The following is an 18404-nucleotide window of genomic DNA, read 5'->3' as shown; positions in this document are numbered from 1 at the left end:
GCAGGCGGACCGGTTTCTTCGATCAAAATCCTTCTCGGGCGGACGGACTGCGCGCGGGCCGGGGCGGGCGCCTCATTTTTTGCCGCCGCGGAAAATCTGCTCCTGTTCCAGACCGGTCAGGCGCTGGATGCCGCCGATGAGTTTCCACAGCACGAACATCAGCATGACCATGCTGGGCAGCACGATGATGGGCCAGCTCCAGATGTTCATCCGGCCGAGTTCCGCGTTGAACGCCTCCGTGCCGGGCGGACTTTTCAGGAGGTAGCGTGCGAGTCCGAAGTTCAGGATCGCGCTGACCAGAAACGTGCCCGCCAGCGCGCGGCTGGAGCGGGCCAGCAGGTTTTCGAAATCGCGCTGGCGTCCGCGTTCCGCCAGCGCCGTGTCCACGCGCGCGGTGTCGAGCACCTGGTCGTTGTAGATGATGGTTTTCACCAGCGGGCGTTTTGTGCGCGCGGACAGCAGCACAAACAGGCCGATCACGGAGGGAACGGCCGCCTCCTTGACCGCAAACCAGAAGCCGTCGAGCTTCAGCAGCCCGAATCCGCCCGTGAGCAGCACGCTCGCAAATCCGATGATGGAGATGAAATTGGCCTGCCGCCTGCGCGCGAAATCCCAGAGCCCGTAGCCGGCCGGAAACGCCAGCGCGATGACGAGGCCCCAGACCGGGCCGAGCCAGCGCTCCGAGCTGAATTTCATCAGGATCAGTGACGGCACGGCGATGTTGCAGATGATGTTGAGCAGCAGATTCTCGCGTCTGGGCTGGGCGGGAGCGGCGGCGGCCGCCGCCGCGACGGGGCGGGGGAGGGCGTTGGCGGAGTCGGTGGATTCGGGAGTCGTCGGCATGAAAAGGGAGGCGGCCACGTTGCACGACTGCGCGGCCCGCGTCAGGAAGAATATTTCCGATTCGCATGCTTTTCATGTTTTCTTGGCGGCTGCGTTGCTGTGTGCTGGCGACATGATTCTGCTCGGAGTAAACATCGACCACTGCGCCACCGTGCGGCAGGCGCGTTATCGGCAGGTAGCCGCGACGGCCGGCGGCGCCGTGGAACCCGATCCCGTCATGCTCGCGGTCATGGCGGAGCGCGCGGGGGCGGACGGCATCACCGTGCACCTGCGCGAGGACCGCCGCCACATCCAGGAGCGCGACGTGTGGCGTTTGCGCGAAACCACCGCGACGCGCCTTAACCTCGAAATGGCCTGCACGCCCGCGATGACGGAGTTCGCCCTGAAGCTCCGCCCCGAGTCCGTCTGCCTCGTGCCCGAAAGCCGCGAGGAGGTCACGACCGAGGGCGGGCTCGATGTCGCCGGCGGGCGCGACCGCGTGGCCGCGTGTATCGAAGCGATGAATACAGCGGGCATCAGCACGAGCCTTTTCATCGACCCCGATCCCGCGCAGATCGAACTCGCCGCGAAACTCCGCGCCCCGTGGATCGAGCTGCACACCGGCGCCTACGCCAACGCGTATTACGACGCGCGCGCCCGCGCCGCCGAATACAAGCGCCTCGCCGTCGGCGCGGCGCTCGCGCATGACAGCGGGCTCGTCGTCAATGCCGGCCACGGCATCAACTACGTCAACATCGCCGAAGTGCGCGCGCTCCCGCATCTGCACGAGCTCAACATCGGCCACAGCATCATCAGCCGCGCGCTCTTTGCCGGCATCGACGAGGCCGTGCGGGAAATGAAGAGGCGGATGAACGGATAACCCATTCCATCTTTTTCTTTATTCTTTATCTATCCTCTTTCTTTTCACGCGGCTCCATCGGTTTCAAAAAGAGAAAGAGGAAAGATAAAGAATAAAGAGAAAGAAACTGAACCGATCATGTCCGCTCCACTCCCCGCGCTCACCCTTCCCCCCGGCGGCCTCCTCGTCGGGCTCGGGGCGGACATCGTGGACATTGACCGCATCCGCGGCGTGCACGAACGGCAGGGCGAGCGTTTTCTCCGGCGCGTCTTCACGGACGAGGAACTCGGCTACTGCCTCGCCATCAAGCATCCGCACAAGCACCTCGCGGCCCGCTTCGCCGCGAAAGAGGCGGTGTCGAAGGCGTTCACCACCGGCATCGGGGCGGAACTCGGCTGGCATTCGATATCGGTCTATCACGGCGCGCGCCACGAGCCGCTGGTCCGTCTCGACGCGGCCGGCGAGGCGCTTCTTCGCCGCGCCGGCGCGACGCGGATCCTGCTCACGCTTTCGCACACGGACACCGCCGCCATGGCCGTCGCGGCGCTCGTGCGCGAGCAACCTTGAGGCCCGCGGGCCTTGGAGGGCGCACCATTTCCATGACCGGGCAATATCTCTTGTTTGAGGACGACGCCCTCCCGGTCCTCCGGCGCCCGCCGAGGACGGCGCTCTGGAACCTCTGGCACGGCTGCACCCGGCATAGTGAGGGGTGCCTGAACTGCTACGTCTTTCGCCGCGACGCCCTGCACGGCATCGACAGCACCGCCATCCGCAAGACACGCGACTTTCTCCTGCCCGTCCAGCGAAACAAGGCTGGCGCCCATGTGTTTCCGCCGGGCTCGTTTTTCTACACCTGTTTCACCTCCGATTTTTTGCACCCGCACTGCGACGCCTGGCGCCAGGAGGCGTGGGCGGTGATGCGCGAGCGCGCCGACTGTCATTTCCTTTTTTTGACCAAGCGCATCGAGCGTTTCACGGACTGCCTGCCGCCCGACTGGGGCGACGGCTACGATAATGTGACCGTCGGCGCGACTTGCGAAAGCCAGCGGCAGGCGGACTTTCGGCTGCCGTTTTTCAAACGCTGCCCGCTCAGGCACAAAATCATCATCCACGAGCCGCTCCTGACGGCGATGGACATTTCCCCGTGGCTGGACGACGGCATCGAGGAGGTGATCGCCGGCGGCGAGTCCGGCCCGGCGGCGCGGCCCTGCCGCCACGAGTGGCTTGTGTCGTTGCGCGGGCAATGCGAGCGGGCCAACGTCAGCTTCGCGTTCAAGCAAACCGGCGCGGTGTTTGTCAAAGACGGGCGCGTGTATCACATCGAACGCCGGTTGCAGCACAGCCAGGCCAAAAAGGCGGGATTGGATTACCGGAGGAAGCCGGGGAAATAACGGCTGTTGAAAAATGTGGCTCGCAAAATGCGAAATCAGGAATGCGAATCGCGGCAGGGCGCCTGGGCCTTGGAAGCGCATCCGCGGACGATTTTTCCGAAAGCACGGGTTTGCCAGCGCGTGCCTCCCATGCTTTTCTTCGAGTCGCCCGCATGCCTCGCCGCGGGGCCGCCGTTTCTCATAAATCCAAAAGACACATGTCAGCCCAAGCCCCCCAATCCTCGCGCGACAAACTCTCCAAGGTTCCCTCCTGGATCATGCTCGGCGTGGTGCTCGGCGGCATCGGGTTCTACGGCGTGCAGAGCTTTTTCGAGGAGCAGCGCGGAAAAAAACAGAGGCAAAAGGCGCCTCCCGCCGTGTCCGCCCCCGCTCCGTCCCCGGCGAAAACACCGGACGGCAAACCGCCCGCGTCGGCGAAAAACGACCCGCATATGAGCCTGTTCGCCATCGACGCGGTGTTTCGCGCCCACGGCGCAAGCGCCGTCTGGGAGCACGACCTCACCGAGATCGTGCTCTGGAATCCCGCGACACAGAGCTACAGCACCGGCGTCGAGGTGCTGCGCAACGGCGACACTTATTATTACCGCCTGCTCGACCGCCTCACGCGCCCCGTGCTCACCGAGGGCGTCGATCCAAACGCCCCCATCCGGCTCACCGAACCCGCCTCCTATCAGGAACGCCGCAGGCAACAGCGCCAGGACACGTGGCGGAGCCGGCCCCCCGCGCCATCGTTGCTGCTACCGGCCACGTCCCCGACAATAATCCCGACAACCACCATCGCAACACCGCCGCCCGCGTCCGCGCCGAATCCAAACGACATTGTCGAAAAAAGCTTTTCCGGCTCCGGTGAGCCGCCGTCCACGCCGCCGCCCGCCAACGCCCAATGACCGCGCCCGCCAACAAATCCACCAGCGTGACTCATGGGAGCGCGGGCATTCCTGCCCGCGAAATCGCGGGCGAAGCCGCGGACAAAATTGCGGACAAGAATGTCCGCGCTCCCAGTCCTGCCGTCACCATGCCCCCCGGCCTTGCCGCCACCTCGCACCCCGCGCTTTCGCCCGCCGACGCCGCGCGCTTCGAGGCGGCCTTGTTTGGCGGCGACGAGTCCCGCGAGTGGGCGGCGATGCAGCAGGCCGCCCGCGCCATCGCCGCCGCGGTGCTGCGCGACTTTGACGAGATCGGCCCGCTCCCGCCGGAGCCGCGCATCCTCGTGCTTGCGGGCAAAGGCCACAACGGCGGCGACGCGCTCCTCGCCGCGAAATTCATTCACGAAAAGCATCCGCGCGCCCGCATCGAGACGTGCCTCGTTTTTGGCGAACGCGTGCTGCGCCCGCTTGCGCTGCGGGCGTGGCGGGAGCTCTCGCACGCGCCGCCTTGTAGGGCGCGACCTTGCGTCGCGCCGCGATTGACGGACGGGGAAAATTCGCGGCCTGACGCAAGGTCAGGCCCTACGAGCATCCTGCCCGGTCCGCCCTTCGACATCGTCCTCGACGGCATTTTCGGCTTTCAGTTCCGCCCGCCCGTCGAACCGCGGATCGCCGCGCTCCTCGCGCGCGTGAACGCGTCGCCCGCCCGCCTGCGCGCCGCCGTCGATTTGCCCAGCGGACTGGGCACGCCCGATGTTTTCCTGGCCGATTTCACCTACGCCACCGGCATCGTGAAATCACCCGCGCTGGCCGAAGAAAACCGCGCCGCGGTCGGCCGGTTGCGTTACCTCGACCTGGGCTTTTGGGACAACACTGCAAACCCTTCCCCCGTCCCTGCGGACCCGCCCGCCGCGGCCATCCTCACCCCCGCCGTTCTCTCGCCGCTGCGCGTCCTCCGGTCGCCGCTCACCGACAAACGCGACTACGGGCACCTTTTTATTGTCGGCGGCTCGCGCGGCTATCCCGGCGCGGTGATCATGGCCGCGCTTGCGGCGCTGAGGAGCGGCGCGGGCCTCGTCACGGTGTTTGTCCCGGAAACGATGGCGGCCGCGTGCGCCGCGAGGGCGCCGGAGGCGATGTGGGTTGCCTGGCCGGAGACACCCGAGGGCGGCCTTGCGCTCGAAGGCGCGCACCTTTTCCGCGAGCGGGCCGACCGCGCCACCGCGCTGCTCGTCGGCCCCGGGCTGGGCCGCGAGGCCGAGACGCTCGCGCTGGCCGCCGATCTGGCAAAACTCTCCGCCGTCCCGCTTGTGCTCGACGCCGACGCGCTTCAACCCGCCATCGTCGGCGCCGGCGCCGCCTCCCGCATTCTCACTCCGCATGTCGGCGAATTTGCGCGCATCGCGGCGGCGCTTCCGGGGGCGGGCGCGGTCACCGTCCTCAAGGGGCCGGTCACGCGCATCAACGACGGCGGCGCGACCACGCATCACTCGCTTTTCGGCGGCCCCGTGCTTGCGCGCGGAGGCAGCGGCGACCTGCTCGCCGGGCTCATCGGCGGCCTGCTCGCGCAGGAGCCCGCGCAACCGCTTCTCGCCGCCTGCCGCGGCGCCGTCTGGCACGGCCTCGCCGCCGACCGCCTCGCCCGCGCGCAAGGCCAGCGCGCCGTCAACATCACCCAGCTCCTCGATCATCTCGCCGGCGTCCTTCGCGAAGACGTGCCGGCCGCCGCCGCCGGCAAAGTAACAAGTGGCAAGTAGCAAGTAACAACAGTCACTTCCTCTCATCATGGACGCCCCCGAAACCCTTACCGAACGCCAGGCGTTTCTCGCGCTCAATTCGCTGCCCGACATCGGCCCGGTCTCCATCCGCCGCCTCCTCGACAGCCTCGGCGGCGACCCGCGCGCGATTTTCGCCGCCGGGGTGAAACGCCTTGAGGAAGTCAGGGGAGTCGGTCCCGCCGCCAGTTCGTCCATCGCGAACTGGCGCGCGCATTTCGATCTCGCCCGCGAGGAGGAGCGCATGGCGGCGGGCGGCGTGACGTTTGTCACGATGCAGGACGGCATTTACCCGAAGCCGCTGCGCGAACTGCACGACCGGCCGGTCGGCCTGTATCGGAAAGGCCAATACAATTTCGACCGGCCCGCCATCGCGATGGTGGGCACCCGCCGCACCACGCTCTACGGGCAGGCGACCGCGAAAAAATTCGCCGCCGAACTCGCCCGCCTCGGCTTTTGCGTCGTGAGCGGGCTGGCGCGCGGCATCGACACCGCCGCGCACGAGGGCGCGCTTTCCATCGGCGGGAAAACCGTGGCCGTGCTCGGCTGCGGCATCGACATCGTTTATCCGCCCGAAAATCTCGATCTCTACCGCCGCGTCGCGGAAACCGGCGCGGTGGTGTCGGAGTTTCCCTTCGGGCGCCGGGCCGACCGCCAGACCTTCGCCATGCGCAACCGCATCGTCGCCGGCATGTGCGCGGCGGTGATCGTGGTCGAGTCCGACGTGAACGGCGGCTCGATGATCACCGCGCGTTTCGCCGGGGAGCAGGGCCGCCATGTTTTTGCCGTTCCCGGCCGCATCGACCAGGCGACCAGCCGGGGCTGCCACCAGCTCATCCGCGACGGCGCGACGCTGCTCACGAGCGTGGATGACATTTTGGAGGAACTCAGCTACCTCGAAGGCCTGCGCCCGAAGCCCATCCCGCCGAAAGCGGGTGACGCCGCCGGAGCCGCCGCGGCGGGCGTGGACGCCTCCGGGTTGAGCGCGGCGGAAGCGGCGGTGATGGCCTGTTTCGCCGGCGGCGCGATGCCGACGCTCGACATCCTCGTGGCGCAAACCGGCCGCAAGCCCGCCGAGCTTTCCGCGACACTGATGATGCTGGAATTGAAGCGCTACATCGCCAAGCGGACCGACGGTTCGTTCGAGGCGAGGGGCGGCGGATGAGCGGACTGTCCGCATCCAATCTGATTCCGCGAAGGGCGTATTTATATATTTTTATTGCATGAGCAAGCCCTTGAAAACCCTGCTGGCGATATCCCTTTCGCTCAATGCAATATTATTGTTTGGGACGATTGGAGTATATTTTTCATATAAAGGAACATCGCGTGGCACAGATGTCGGGAATAATACGAATGAAACGCCAATGCCGGTCGCCGGGACGCGGGCAGCAGCCCGGTCGCCGGCATCCGATGATCCAGCGGTGCTGCGTGACGCGCTGGAGAGGCTCGGGCTGCCGGATGATGTTGTTCGCGAGATGGTGCGTGGCTACCTCTTCGGGCGGGTCGAGGCGCGACGCGGCGAAATTCTTGCAGAAGCAGCGTCGGCGCGGCCTTATTGGCAGCGCAGGCCGGGAAGCTGGCTGCCTTATTCAGCGGAGCAAGTGCGCGAACTGAGTGAGCTCCAGCAGAATGCGGAGGAGCAAATGGGCAGGCTTTTCGGGGCCGACTCAATCCTGAACGGCTGGGAAAAAACTCTTTATAAATTTCTTCCTGTTGAAAAAGCGGCGCGGTTGCGATCGATGGAAAGCGATTACCGGGACATGCGGAACCTGATTCTCCAGGAGATGGCGGGATTCAAGACGGCGGACGACACAGCGCGACTCGCACTTTTGGACAAGGAGAGAGAACGCGATCTGCTCGCATTGCTCACGCCGGAGGAGCGTGAGGCCTATGAGCTTCGACATTCTTTAACGACGATACACCTGAAAAACAAGACCACCGCCTTCGCGATGACTGAGGACGAATACAAGATGCTCCATGCGATGCAGCGGGAACTGGATGAAAAATATCCTTCTCCTTCGTCCGAGGATGTCGTGACAGGCGGGGTCACCCTCGACTATGCCAAGATATTTGCCGCCCGGCGGGAGGCTGAAAAGAAAATGGAGGAGCAGTTGAAGGAGTCCCTCGGGGCGGAGCGCTATGCGGACTATGAACGAGGCATGCGCAAGGATTACCAATCGTTGCAGGCCGCGGCGGAGCGTTTCAATTTGAGCGCGGAAACAGTGTCGCGCACATATGATGCCAGAACCGCCGCGGTTGACGAGGCCGTGCGCATTTCCGATGACAAGTCGCTCACGGCGGAGCAGAAAAAGGAAAAATACGAGGCTGTCGCCGGAGAAGCCATTGAAAAAATCCGGGCCTCGTTGGGAAATGAGATTGGCGACGCCTATATAAACAACTCGCTCGGATGGCTGAAAGAGCTGCCCAAGGGCGACAGGGTTTCCATCGGTCAGAACGGGGCGGTGAGAGTGACCCAACCCCGCCCGCCAGCGCCGCGCAAATAACATCAGTGTCCCGCGAAAACCGGGCGTCGCCTGCGGACGTCCCGTCCAAGGCGGAAATAGAGCATTTTTCGTTTAATTGGTCGCAAAAGGCAGAGGAACCTCGGTGCCAAAGGCGCGGCGGAAAAGTAGCACAGACATTCTTGTCTGTGCGGCTTGGACGATGGCGTCCTTGTCGCCTGGCACAGGCAAGAGTGCCTGTGCCACCTTGATCATAATGTGACCAATTAATCGAAAAATGCTCTAAAATGCCCACACTTTGTGGAGGCGGTCGCTTACCATGTCTTATCAGGTTTTGCGTTTGGACTCCGCTTGGATGGCAGCGCGCATTTCGCGCCAGCGGGCGAGGCGCTCGGCGATGCGGGCCTCCATGCCGAGCGTCTTCGGCGTGTAGAGGGTGAGCGGCTTTTCGAGGTAGTCTTGGCCGCTGATGTTTTCCGGAAAATCGTGCGAGTAGAGGTAACCCTTGCCGTGGCCGGCGCGCTTGCTGGCCTGCCCGCCCTTGTCGCGGAAGGGCAGGGGGACTTTTTGTATCGTGTTTCCGGACACGGCGCGCTTCGCCTCGAAAAGGGCGGTGGCCGCCGAGTTGCTTTTGTTGGCGCAGGCGATGTAGAGCGTGGCGTGCGCGAGCGCGTATTCGCACTCCGGGAGCCCCACGAAGTCGCAGGCGTGGTGCGCGGCGACCGCCGTGGGCAGCGCCAACGGGTCGGCCAGGCCGACGTCCTCGCTGGCCAGGATGACGAGGCGGCGCGCGATGAAGCGCGGGTCCTCGCCGCCGGCGAGCATTTTCGCCAGCCAATACATGGCCGCGTCGGGATCGCTGCCGCGGCAGCTTTTGATGAAGACGGAAATGGTGTCGTAATGCTCGTCCTCGTCGGCGTCGTAGCGGATGCGGCGCTCGCGGGCAAAGGCCTCGAGGTCGGCGGGGGTGATTTCTTTGAATGCGGATTGCGGAATGCGGATTGCGGATTGGGAAGCAGTTGGGGCGGCAGCAGTGGCGGCGCCGTCGGCGCTGGTGTTTCCTGTCACTTGATCCTTGTCACTTGTCACTTCCGCCGCAGCCGCGGCTGCGGCGGGCATGGAGAGGACGATGACCTCGAGGGAGTTGAGGGCGCGGCGAAGGTCGCCGTCGCAGAGGACGGCGAGGTCGGCGAGGACGGCGTCGGAGGCGGTCACGCCGTGCGAGCCGAGGCCGCGCTCGGTGTCGGCGAGGGCGCGGCGCAGGACGCTGGCGATGGCGGCGGTCGAAAGCGGTTCGAGGCGGAAGAGGTGGCTGCGGCTGAGGAGGGGCGGGTTGACGTAGAAACCGGGGTTGTGCGTGGTGGCCCCGATGAGGCGAATGTAGCCTTCCTCGACATCGGGGAGGAGCAGGTCCTGCTGGGATTTGTTGAAGCGGTGCAATTCGTCGATGAAGAGCAGCGTGGGCGTTTCGGGCAGGCGACGGGCGTCGGCGAGGATTTCGCGCAGTTCGGCGACGTTCGACATGACGGCGTTGATGCGCACGAAGCGGCTGCCGGTTTCGCGGGCGATGACCTCGGCGAAGCTGGTTTTGCCGCACCCGGGCGGCCCGTAAAAAATGAGGCTACCAAACCGGTTGCTGGAAATGAGGCGGGGGAGGAGCGCGCCGGGCGCCGTGAGGTGTTCCTGGCCGACGATCTCGGCGAGCGTGCGGGGGCGCATGCGCGCGGCAAGCGGTTGCGCGGCGGACGGACGTGAGGGGTGCGCGGATGCGGAAAAGGCCGCGCGGGTGGATGTGCGGGAAGATGCGGGGCGCGGGGCGGACGCAGCAGGCGAACGCGGCAGGCTTTCGCCAAAAAGGTCGGGTTGGTCATCTGGCATGAAGAGGAGGAAATGCCAAATTCCGGAGATTCAAACCCAAAAAACGTTTCCTCGGACCTTCGGGGAAATCATTGGTTTGGGAAGCGCGGGCGCCGCCGCTCCTTCACGCGTATTCCGTTGACACGATTTCGGATGGCACCCCAATTCGGCTGATTTTTAAAATAATTGCATGTGCGGGGCGAATCCGTTTTGATCTGCATTCATGAAGCCCATGAAAGTGTTACTCTCGAGTTTGGCGTTCATGATTCTGTTTGTCGCCGGATGCAAACCTTCCGGCTCGGAAAGAACCGCCTCCCAGCCGGCTGCCTCTTCAAAGGAAACGTTTGTCCAGGTGACCGGCAAGTCGTGGAAACTCGACCGCTGGGTGGGCGTGGATGGCAGTTCACAGGATGTCGGGCCGATCACGATGAAGGTGGACGAAAACAATCGCGTAAGCGGCAACGCCAGCGTCAACCGTTACAGCGGGACGGTCAAATTCACCGAGGCGGGCGCCACGGATTTCAGCTCGGGTTTCATTTCGACGAAGATGATGGGATTGCCCGAGGCGATGGCGCGGGAGACGCGCTTTTTCGCCGAATTGCGGCTGATACGCTCGGCAGGCCTCGAAAACGGGCGTTTCGTGCTGACCGGCGACGGTTCGTTGCGGCTGGAGTTTGCGCCGGAAAAGACGGACGCGCCGTAACGATCCACGTTTGATTTGGGCATCCGGGTTTTCCCCGGGCGGGCGAAAATAACATTTCGCGCGGGCTCTTTTTGTCTTTGTTTCCGCCCATGAAGATTCACTGGTTCCAGCATGTGCCGTTTGAAGGGCTCGGAAAAATCGGGCCGTGGCTGCTCGCCCGCGGGCACGAACTCACCGCCACGCGGTTTTACGCGGGTGAACTGCCGGGACCGGAGGCGGCGGCGTGCGACTGGCTCGTCGTGATGGGCGGACCGATGAACATTTATCAATACCGCGATCATCCGTGGCTGCGCGCGGAAAAGCGGGCGATCCGGGCGCGGATCGACGCCGGTGCGCGCGTGCTCGGCGTGTGCCTGGGCGCGCAACTCATCGCCGACGTGCTGGGCGCGAAGATTTATCAGAATGCCGAGCGCGAGATCGGCTGGCTGCCGGTGCGGGCGGCGGACGGCGGCGAAAAGGAGCCGCTGGCGTTTCCCGCCGGGGAATCGCTGGTATTTCACTGGCATGGCGACACGTTCGACCTGCCGGCGGGCGCGGCGCGGCTGGCCTCGAGCGAGGGCTGTGTCAACCAGGCCTTTGCGGTCGGGCCGCGAGTGCTCGGGTTGCAGTTTCACCTCGAAATGGGCGAGGCAGAGGTGGAGCGGATTTGCGAAAAATGCGCCGATGAACTGGTGCCCGGCCGTTATGTGCAGGGCGCGGAAAAAATCCTTGCGCAAACGCCGTCCGCCGCGGCGGGCGCGGAGCGTTTGCTGAACCGGCTGCTGGAGCGGATGGAGCGGGGCTGACCGGCGGACGGCCGGATTGTGTGGCATGGGCGACTCGCCCATGCCACACAATCCGGCGATGCTTCGCATCGTCCACGGGCGGGGACGCCCGTGCCACGCGATCCCCTACACTGGCGGCAGATGGAGCGAAGCTGGCGCGCGCGCCGCCGTCGTTTTTACGGCAGCCAGGGGAATTTGCGCGCGTCCGGCTTGCGCTTTTCGCGCTGGGCGCGATGGAACTCCTTGGCCTCGTCGGTCATGTAATAGAGCAGGGTGGCGTTGCCCGCGAGTTCCTGGATGCCAGACTGCCCGTCCACGTCGGCGTTGAAGGCGCTTTTCAGGCAACGGATGGCGAGCGGGCTGTGGTTCATGATTTCGCGCGCCCATTTCACGCCCTCGGCCTCCAGTCCGGCGACCGGGACGACGGCGTTGACCATGCCCATGTCGAGCGCCTGCGCGGCGGTGTAGTGGCGGCACAGATACCAGATTTCCCGCGCCTTTTTCTGGCCGACCATGCGGGCGAGGTAGCTGGAGCCGAAGCCGCCGTCGAAGCTGCCCATTTTCGGGCCGACCTGCCCGAAAATGCCGTTGTCCGCCGCGATGGTGAGATCGCACACGAGGTGCAGCACATGGCCGCCGCCGATGGCATAGCCGGCGACCAGCGCGATGACGACCTTGGGCATCGAGCGGATGAATTTCTGGAGGTCGAGCACGTTGAGGCGCGGCACGCCGTCGTCACCCACATAGCCGGCGTGGCCGCGGACGGATTGGTCGCCACCGGCGCAGAAGGCGTATTTCCCGTCGGTGTGCGGCCCGGCCCCGGTCAGCAGCACGACCCCGACCGACTGGTCCTCGCGCGCGTCGGCAAACGCGTCGCACAGCTCGAAAACCGTTTGCGGGCGGAAGGCGTTGCGCTTTTCGGGCCGGTTGATGGTGACCTTGGCGATGCCGTCGGCCTTGTGGTAGAGGATGTCGGTGTAGGTCTTGGCGACCTTCCAGTCGGGGAGGCTCATAAGTGCCACCAGAAAAGTCGCAAATTCCGGGCGGGCAAATCCCAAAACGGTTCCGAGGCGCGCCGGGGCATTTGTCATGGGCGGATTTTTCCAACCTTGCCAGACCGGGATATCCGCTGGCATTGATGATGGCTTTTCCCGCCATGATCAACGCCACTCCGCTCAAGACCCTCGACCCGGAAATCCACGCCATCATCGCCGCTGAACTCGGCCGGCAGCAAAGCCATATCGAGCTGATCGCCTCGGAAAACTTTGTCATGCCCGCCCTCATGGAGGCGCAGGGCAGCGTGCTGACCAACAAATACGCGGAGGGTTACCCCGCAAAGCGCTGGTATGGCGGCTGCGAGTTCGTGGACCAGGTCGAGTCGCTGGCCATCGAGCGCGCGAAAAAACTTTTCGGCGCCGAGCACGCCAACGTGCAGCCGCACTCCGGCTCGCAGGCCAACTTCGCCGTCTATACCTCCGTGCTCCAGCCCGGCGACAAGATCCTCGGCATGAACCTCAGCCACGGCGGGCACCTCACGCACGGCAACCCCGCCAACTTTTCCGGCAAGCTGTATCAATTTGTCCAATACGGCGTGCGCGAGGCCGACGGCCTCATCGACTACGACGAGCTGGCCGCCACCGCGCAACGCGAGAAGCCGCGCATGATCACCGTCGGCGCCAGCGCCTACTCGCGCATCATCGACTTCGAGCGCATGGCGAAAATCGCCCGCGACTGCGGCGCGTATTTATTCGCCGACATCGCGCACATCGCCGGGCTCGTCGCCGCCGGCGTGCATCCATCGCCGGTGCCGTTTGCCGATTTTGTGACGACGACCACGCACAAGACCCTGCGCGGCCCGCGCGGCGGCCTCATCCTGTGCAAGGCCGCGCACGCCAAGGCCATCGACTCCGCCGTGTTTCCCGGCGCGCAGGGCGGCCCGCTCATGCACGTCATCGCGGCCAAGGCCGTGTGTCTCGGCGAATGCCTCAAGCCCGGGTTCAAGGACTACGCGAAAAAAATCGTCGCCAACACCCAGGCGCTCTGCGCCTCGATGGAAAAGCGCGGCTACAAGATCGTTTCCGGCGGCACCGACAACCACCTCTTCCTCGTGGACCTGCGCGCCAGCCTGCCCGAGCTTACCGCGAAAAAGGCGCAGGAGACGCTCGACCTCGCCAATGTCACGCTCAACAAAAACACCGTCCCGTTCGAGACCCGCTCGCCGTTCCAGGCCTCGGGCATCCGCATCGGCGGCGCGGCTGTGACCTCGCGCGGCATGAGCGAGGCCGACATGGACGAGATCGCCGGCATCATCGACGACGTGCTCAAGGCCATCGGCACCGACCGCGAGGCCGCCGCCATCGCCGGGAGCAAGCAGCGCGTCCTCGCCCTCACCGCGAGGTATCCGCTGCCGTATAAATTCTGAGCGCGCAATAATGCGCCTGCGCCGCGCGATTTGCCGCCGAGCCGCGGCCGTGGTTCGACTACGCGACAGCGACTGGGAGCGCCGGCATCCTGCCGGCAGACGGCGCGAAGCGCCGCCCGTTCAGCAAAGGACGGCGCACGCAGAATGCCGGCAGGATGCCGGCGCTCCCAGTCGCTGCCGCGTAGTCCAAATTTCCCCGGGTGACGCTCACTCGTCGCCGTCCGCGTCCTTGCGGAAACCGCTGTATTCCACGCCGGTGAGCGCGGCCAGCCTTTGCTCGAAATCGACGCGTTGCAGCGATTCGATGATCCCGTCGATCTCGCCCTCCATCACTTGCGTCAGGCTGTAAAGCGTCAGGCCGATGCGGTGGTCGGTCAGGCGGTTTTGCGGGAAATTATACGTGCGGATGCGCTCGCTGCGGTCGCCCGTGCCGATCTGGTTGCGGCGGTGGGCGGCGTATTTCGCGCGCTCCTCCTCCTCCTTCAGCTTCAACAACCGCGAGCGCAGCACGGTCATGGCGCGCGCCTTGTTTTTCAACTGCGAGCGCTCGTCGGCGCATTGCACGATGAGGCCGGTCGGCTTGTGCAGGATTTGCACGGCGGAGTCCGTCGTGTTGACGCCCTGGCCGCCCGGGCCGCTGGCGCGGCTCACCGTGATTTCCAAGTCCTGCGGGTCGATCTGCACGTCCACCTCCTCGGCCTCGGGCAGCACGGCCACGGTGACGGTCGAGGTGTGGATGCGGCCGTTGGCCTCAGTCACGGGCACGCGCTGCACGCGATGGACGCCGCTTTCGTATTTGAGCTGCCGATACACGTCCTGCCCGGTGATGAGAAAAATGACCTCTTTGCAGCCGCCGCGCTCGGATGTGCTGGAGCTCATCGGCTGGACTTTCCAGCCGCGTCCCTCGGCATAGCGCGAGTAGAGTCGGAACAATTCCGCCGCGAACAGGCTCGCCTCGTCGCCGCCGGTGCCGGCGCGGATTTCCATGACGGTGTTGCGCGAGTCGGTCGGGTCGGGCGGAATCATCCCGCGCAGCACCGAGGCGCGCAGCGCCTCGCGGCGTTGTTCGAGATCGGGCAGCTCGGCCTGGGCCAGTTCGCGCAGGTCGGCGTCGGCCGAGGCGTCCTTGACGAGCGCCTGCGCCTCGGCGATGTCCCGCCCGGCCTTTTCGTGCGCGCGGTGGTCGGCGACGAGTTGTTCGAGTTTCTGCTGCTCGCGGGACACCTCGGCGGCCTTGCGCGGGTTTTGGAAAAACGCCGGATCGGCCATCTGCGCGGCGAGCTCGTCGAGGCGGTGTTTGAAGAGGGAAATGTCGGGAAGGTTGTCCATTGCCGGAAAATTTTTTGCGCCCATGATGCCTCCGGGAGGCAGGTTGGGACTGGTGTTTTGTTTTGCGAATTGCGCAGGCGGCGCCTTGCGGCTTGTCTCGCGGGATGGAAATATCGTCCGGCGCCGCTAGCGGTGCTGGTCCTCGTATCGCACAAACATGTCCACGACACTTTTCACGCAAAACATCATCGCCTGCATTTGGGACTTCGACAAGACCCTAATCCCGGAATACATGCAGTCGCCGCTGTTCCGCCGCTACGGCGTGGACGAGGCGCATTTCTGGCGCGAGACCAACGCGCTCACCGAGCAATACCGGCAGCGCGGATACAGCCTCTCCGGCGAAATCGCCTACCTCAACCACCTGCTGACCTACGCACTGGCCGGAAAAATGCCCAAGCTCGGCAACAAGGTCCTCCGCGAGTGCGGCGCCGACATCAAGTTCTACCCCGGCGTGCCGGAGTTTTTCGAGCGCTCGAAAAAATTCGTCACCGCGCGCGACATCTACCGCAGGCACGACATCCGCCTGGAGCACTACATCGTGAGCACCGGCCTCGCCGAGATGATCCGCGGCAGCGCCATCGCCGGCCACGTGGACGGCATCTGGGGCTGCGAGTTCATCGAAAATCCGCTCCAGCCCGGTTTCATGGAGCAGGAGGAACTGGAGATTTCCGCCGACGCGGTCATCGCGCAAATCGGCCTGGTCATCGACAACACGACCAAGACGCGCGCCCTCTTCGAGATCAACAAGGGCACCAACAAGGACGCCGCCATCGACGTGAACGCCAACATCGCTCCGGGCGACCGGCGCATTCCCTTCCAGAACATGATCTACATCGCCGACGGCCCGAGCGACATCCCGAGTTTTTCCGTGGTGAAGAAAAACGGCGGCAAGGCCTACGGCGTTTACAATCCCGCGCGTTCCGACGAGTTTGCGCAAAACGACCGGCTGCGCCAGGTCGGCCGCATCGACCACTACGGCCCCGCCGACTACACCGACGACAGCAGCACCGCGCAATGGCTGAGGCTGCACATCCAGGCGATTTGTGACCGCATCGTGGCCGACCGCGAAGCCGCCGTCGCCCAGCGCGTCGCCCGGCCCCCGCGCCACCTCAACGAGGACGACGGCGTATCCGGCAAAACCGGGTTGCGCGCCCCGCAGCAGGGGACGTTTCTGGAATAGCGCCGGCGGCTCCTGTCCTCTTTGAGGAGACGGTCCCCATGCCGTCCTTCCGCGTGGTTTGCGTGGCACGGGCGTCTCGCCCGTGGGATTAAGGGTGGCATGGGCGACCTCGCCCATGTTGATCGGAACCTCGCGGCGCGGAGCGCCGTCGCATGGGCGGGACGCCCATGCCACCCGATCCGGACGGCACGGAGGCCGTCCAAAAGGATAAATCCCGTTCGGGAAAGGCTTGATTCTCCGAAGCGGTCCGGAGCCGCGTCCGCCGGGCCTTGCGGCTACGTGCCCATGATGCCGGTGATGGCGCCGTCGGGCGCGAGGTCGATTTTTTCGGCGGCCGGAACTTTGGGCAGGGCGGGCATGCGGAGCATCTTGCCGGTCAGCGCGACAATGAAACCCGCGCCCGCCGCCAGCTCGAAATCGCGCACGGTGATGCGAAAGCCCTGGGGACGTCCGGGCTTTTTCGGATCGTCGGTGAGCGAATCCTGCGTCTTGGCCATGCAAATGGGGAGGCGCCCGAACCCGGCGCGCTCGAACAGGACGAGCCGGGCCGCCGCCCCGGGAAGAATGTCCACGCCGGACGCGCCATAGATGCGGCGGGCGATGGTGTTTATTTTTTCGGTGACCGGAATGTCGTCGGGATAGACGTATTCGAGTTTAGGATACGAAATGGCGGCGGCGGCGTCCGCCCCGTCGAAGAGGGACAGGACGGCGCCGGCCAGTTCGGTGCCTCCCTCGCCGCCCCGGGCGAAGACTTGCGAGAGGGCGCAGGGGACGCGCAGCTCGGCGGCGCAGAAGTCGCGCACAAGGGCGAGTTCGGCGTCGGTGTCGGTTGGAAAATGGTTGATGGCAACGACGACGGGGCGGTTGAAGGAAGCGGCGGCGCCGACGTGGGCGCGGAGATTTTCGAGGCCGCAGCGGATGGCGGGCAGGTCGGGGGCGGCGAGCGCGTCACGGGGCATGCCGCCGTGCATTTTCAGGGCGCGGATGGTGGCGACGATGACGATGGCGTCGGGCGCGAGGCCGGACTGGCGGCATTTGATGTCGATGAACTTTTCGCCGCCGAGATCGAAGGCGAAGCCGGCCTCGGTGACGACGTAATCGGCGTGGGCGAGGGCCATGCGGGTGGCGAGGATGGAGTTGCAACCGTGGGCGATGTTGGCGAACGGGCCGCCGTGGACAAAGGCGGGGACGCCTTCGGCGGACTGCACGAGATTGGGCAGCAGCGCGTCGCGCAGGAGCGCCATGAGCGCGCCGGTGACCCGGAATTCGCAGGCGGGCACGGGCTCGCCGTCCGCCGTGAAGCCGACCACAAGGCGGTCCAGACGCGCGCGGAGATCGTCGCGGGAGGCGGCGAGGCAGAGGATGGCCATGATTTCGGAGGCGGCCGTGATGTCGAAGCCGGACAACCGTTCGCCGGGATCGCCGACGGCGACGCGGACGGAGCGAAGCGCGCGGTCGTTGGCGTCGAGCACGCGTTTCCAGAGGACGCCGCCGGGCGCGAGGCGGGTCTGGCCGCGATGGAGGGCGTTGTCGATGACGGAGGCAAGGAGGTTGTGCGCGGCGGTGACGGCGTGGAAATCGCCGGTGAAGTGGAGGTTGATGTCGGTGGCGGGCTGGACGGTGCTGAGGCCGCCGCCGGTCGCGCCGCCTTTGCGCCCGAAGACAGGGCCCATGGACGGCTGGCGGAGGGCGAGGGCGACGGAGCGGTCGAGTTTGCGCAGGCCTTGGGCGAGGCCGATGGAGGTGACGGTTTTGCCCTCGCCGGCGGGCGTGGGCGTGATGGCCGAGACGAGGATGAGTTTGCCGGGCCGCGGGCGGCGGGCGCGGGCGGCTTCGAGGGCTTCGAGGGCGACTTTGGCTTTGTCGCGGCCGTATTGGATGAGGTGTTCGGGGGCGATGCCGAGGTTTTGGGCGAGGGTCGGAAGCGGGAGCATGGATGGGTGAGGAGGAAGGAGGGGAGAAAGAATAAAGATA

The 18404-nt window shown here is 65.4% G+C and carries 16 protein-coding genes; 11 read left to right on the top strand and 5 right to left on the bottom strand.

Annotated elements, in window-relative coordinates; translation table 11 throughout:
* Window positions 1-72: 72 nt before the first annotated feature.
* Window positions 73-843 carry a VC0807 family protein gene (locus OH491_RS05605; protein WP_334319549.1) on the bottom strand — a complete coding sequence of 257 codons (771 nt, stop codon included), beginning with the start codon at window positions 841-843 and terminating at the stop codon, window positions 73-75.
* 112 nt (window positions 844-955) lie between these two features.
* Between OH491_RS05605 and OH491_RS05600 the strand changes: the two genes are divergently transcribed.
* The 7 genes from OH491_RS05600 (at window position 956) to OH491_RS05570 (ending at window position 8217) form a co-directional block, all read left to right on the top strand.
* Window positions 956-1702 carry a pyridoxine 5'-phosphate synthase gene (locus OH491_RS05600; protein ID WP_068771936.1) on the top strand — a complete coding sequence of 249 codons (747 nt, stop codon included), beginning with the start codon at window positions 956-958 and terminating at the stop codon, window positions 1700-1702.
* 117 nt (window positions 1703-1819) lie between these two features.
* Window positions 1820-2248, top strand: coding sequence for a holo-ACP synthase (acpS, locus tag OH491_RS05595; RefSeq protein ID WP_068771937.1), 429 nt, complete (start codon window positions 1820-1822; stop codon window positions 2246-2248).
* A 32-nt stretch (window positions 2249-2280) separates the two neighbouring features.
* Entirely contained in the window at window positions 2281-3072 is a 792-nt protein-coding gene (locus OH491_RS05590; protein WP_068771938.1) for a DUF5131 family protein, read from the top strand.
* A gap of 197 nt (window positions 3073-3269) precedes the next feature.
* On the top strand, window positions 3270-3959 hold the full coding sequence (locus tag OH491_RS05585) for a hypothetical protein (protein ID WP_068771939.1): 690 nt from the start codon (window positions 3270-3272) through the stop codon (window positions 3957-3959).
* Window positions 3956-5695: an NAD(P)H-hydrate dehydratase gene (locus OH491_RS05580; RefSeq protein ID WP_334319550.1), complete on the top strand. Its 1740-nt coding sequence runs from the start codon at window positions 3956-3958 to the stop codon at window positions 5693-5695. The genes OH491_RS05585 and OH491_RS05580 overlap by 4 nt, the downstream gene beginning before the upstream one ends.
* A 28-nt stretch (window positions 5696-5723) precedes the next feature.
* Complete coding sequence (gene dprA / locus OH491_RS05575) at window positions 5724-6878, top strand: DNA-processing protein DprA (RefSeq protein WP_342750905.1); 1155 nt, start codon at window positions 5724-5726, stop codon at window positions 6876-6878.
* Window positions 6879-6936: 58 nt separating this feature from the next.
* Window positions 6937-8217, top strand: a complete 1281-nt coding sequence (locus OH491_RS05570) for a hypothetical protein (protein WP_145928987.1) — start codon at window positions 6937-6939, stop codon at window positions 8215-8217.
* 285 nt (window positions 8218-8502) lie between these two features.
* Here the strand turns inward: OH491_RS05570 and OH491_RS05565 are convergent, their stop codons facing one another.
* Window positions 8503-10053: a replication-associated recombination protein A gene (locus OH491_RS05565; RefSeq protein WP_084442470.1), complete on the bottom strand. Its 1551-nt coding sequence runs from the start codon at window positions 10051-10053 to the stop codon at window positions 8503-8505.
* 211 nt (window positions 10054-10264) lie between these two features.
* Here OH491_RS05565 and OH491_RS05560 point away from each other — a divergent pair, with 211 nt between their 5' ends.
* Both OH491_RS05560 and OH491_RS05555 read left to right on the top strand, forming a co-directional pair.
* Complete coding sequence (locus OH491_RS05560) at window positions 10265-10735, top strand: META domain-containing protein (protein ID WP_334319551.1); 471 nt, start codon at window positions 10265-10267, stop codon at window positions 10733-10735.
* 89 nt (window positions 10736-10824) lie between these two features.
* Window positions 10825-11520 carry a type 1 glutamine amidotransferase gene (locus OH491_RS05555; protein ID WP_068771943.1) on the top strand — a complete coding sequence of 232 codons (696 nt, stop codon included), beginning with the start codon at window positions 10825-10827 and terminating at the stop codon, window positions 11518-11520.
* A 155-nt stretch (window positions 11521-11675) separates the two neighbouring features.
* On the opposite strand, the gene menB is transcribed toward OH491_RS05555, so the two are convergent.
* Window positions 11676-12512 (bottom strand): 1,4-dihydroxy-2-naphthoyl-CoA synthase, encoded by an 837-nt coding sequence (gene menB, locus OH491_RS05550; protein WP_068772026.1) that lies wholly within the window; start codon window positions 12510-12512, stop codon window positions 11676-11678.
* A 143-nt stretch (window positions 12513-12655) separates the two neighbouring features.
* Here menB and glyA point away from each other — a divergent pair, with 143 nt between their 5' ends.
* A complete protein-coding gene (gene glyA, locus OH491_RS05545; protein WP_068772027.1) occupies window positions 12656-13921 on the top strand; it encodes a serine hydroxymethyltransferase in 1266 nt (421 codons plus the stop codon).
* Between the two features lie 207 nt (window positions 13922-14128).
* Here the strand turns inward: glyA and prfA are convergent, their stop codons facing one another.
* Window positions 14129-15250, bottom strand: coding sequence for a peptide chain release factor 1 (prfA, locus tag OH491_RS05540; RefSeq protein WP_068771944.1), 1122 nt, complete (start codon window positions 15248-15250; stop codon window positions 14129-14131).
* Window positions 15251-15407: 157 nt separating this feature from the next.
* Between prfA and OH491_RS05535 the strand changes: the two genes are divergently transcribed.
* A complete protein-coding gene (locus OH491_RS05535) occupies window positions 15408-16430 on the top strand; it encodes an HAD family hydrolase (protein WP_068771945.1) in 1023 nt (340 codons plus the stop codon).
* A 275-nt stretch (window positions 16431-16705) separates the two neighbouring features.
* Here OH491_RS05535 and OH491_RS05530 read toward each other — a convergent pair whose 3' ends face one another.
* The gene (locus OH491_RS05530) at window positions 16706-18364 is read right to left on the bottom strand and encodes a formate--tetrahydrofolate ligase (protein ID WP_068771946.1); all 1659 of its coding nucleotides are present in this window, start codon (window positions 18362-18364) and stop codon (window positions 16706-16708) included.
* Between the last annotated feature and the right edge of the window lie 40 nt (window positions 18365-18404).

Source organism: Termitidicoccus mucosus, assembly GCF_038725785.1.
GTDB classification, from domain to species: Bacteria; Verrucomicrobiota; Verrucomicrobiia; order Opitutales; family Opitutaceae; genus Termitidicoccus; species Termitidicoccus mucosus.
The sequence above is the reverse complement of the archived record's forward strand: the minus strand, read 5'-3'. Positions and strand labels throughout refer to the sequence as shown.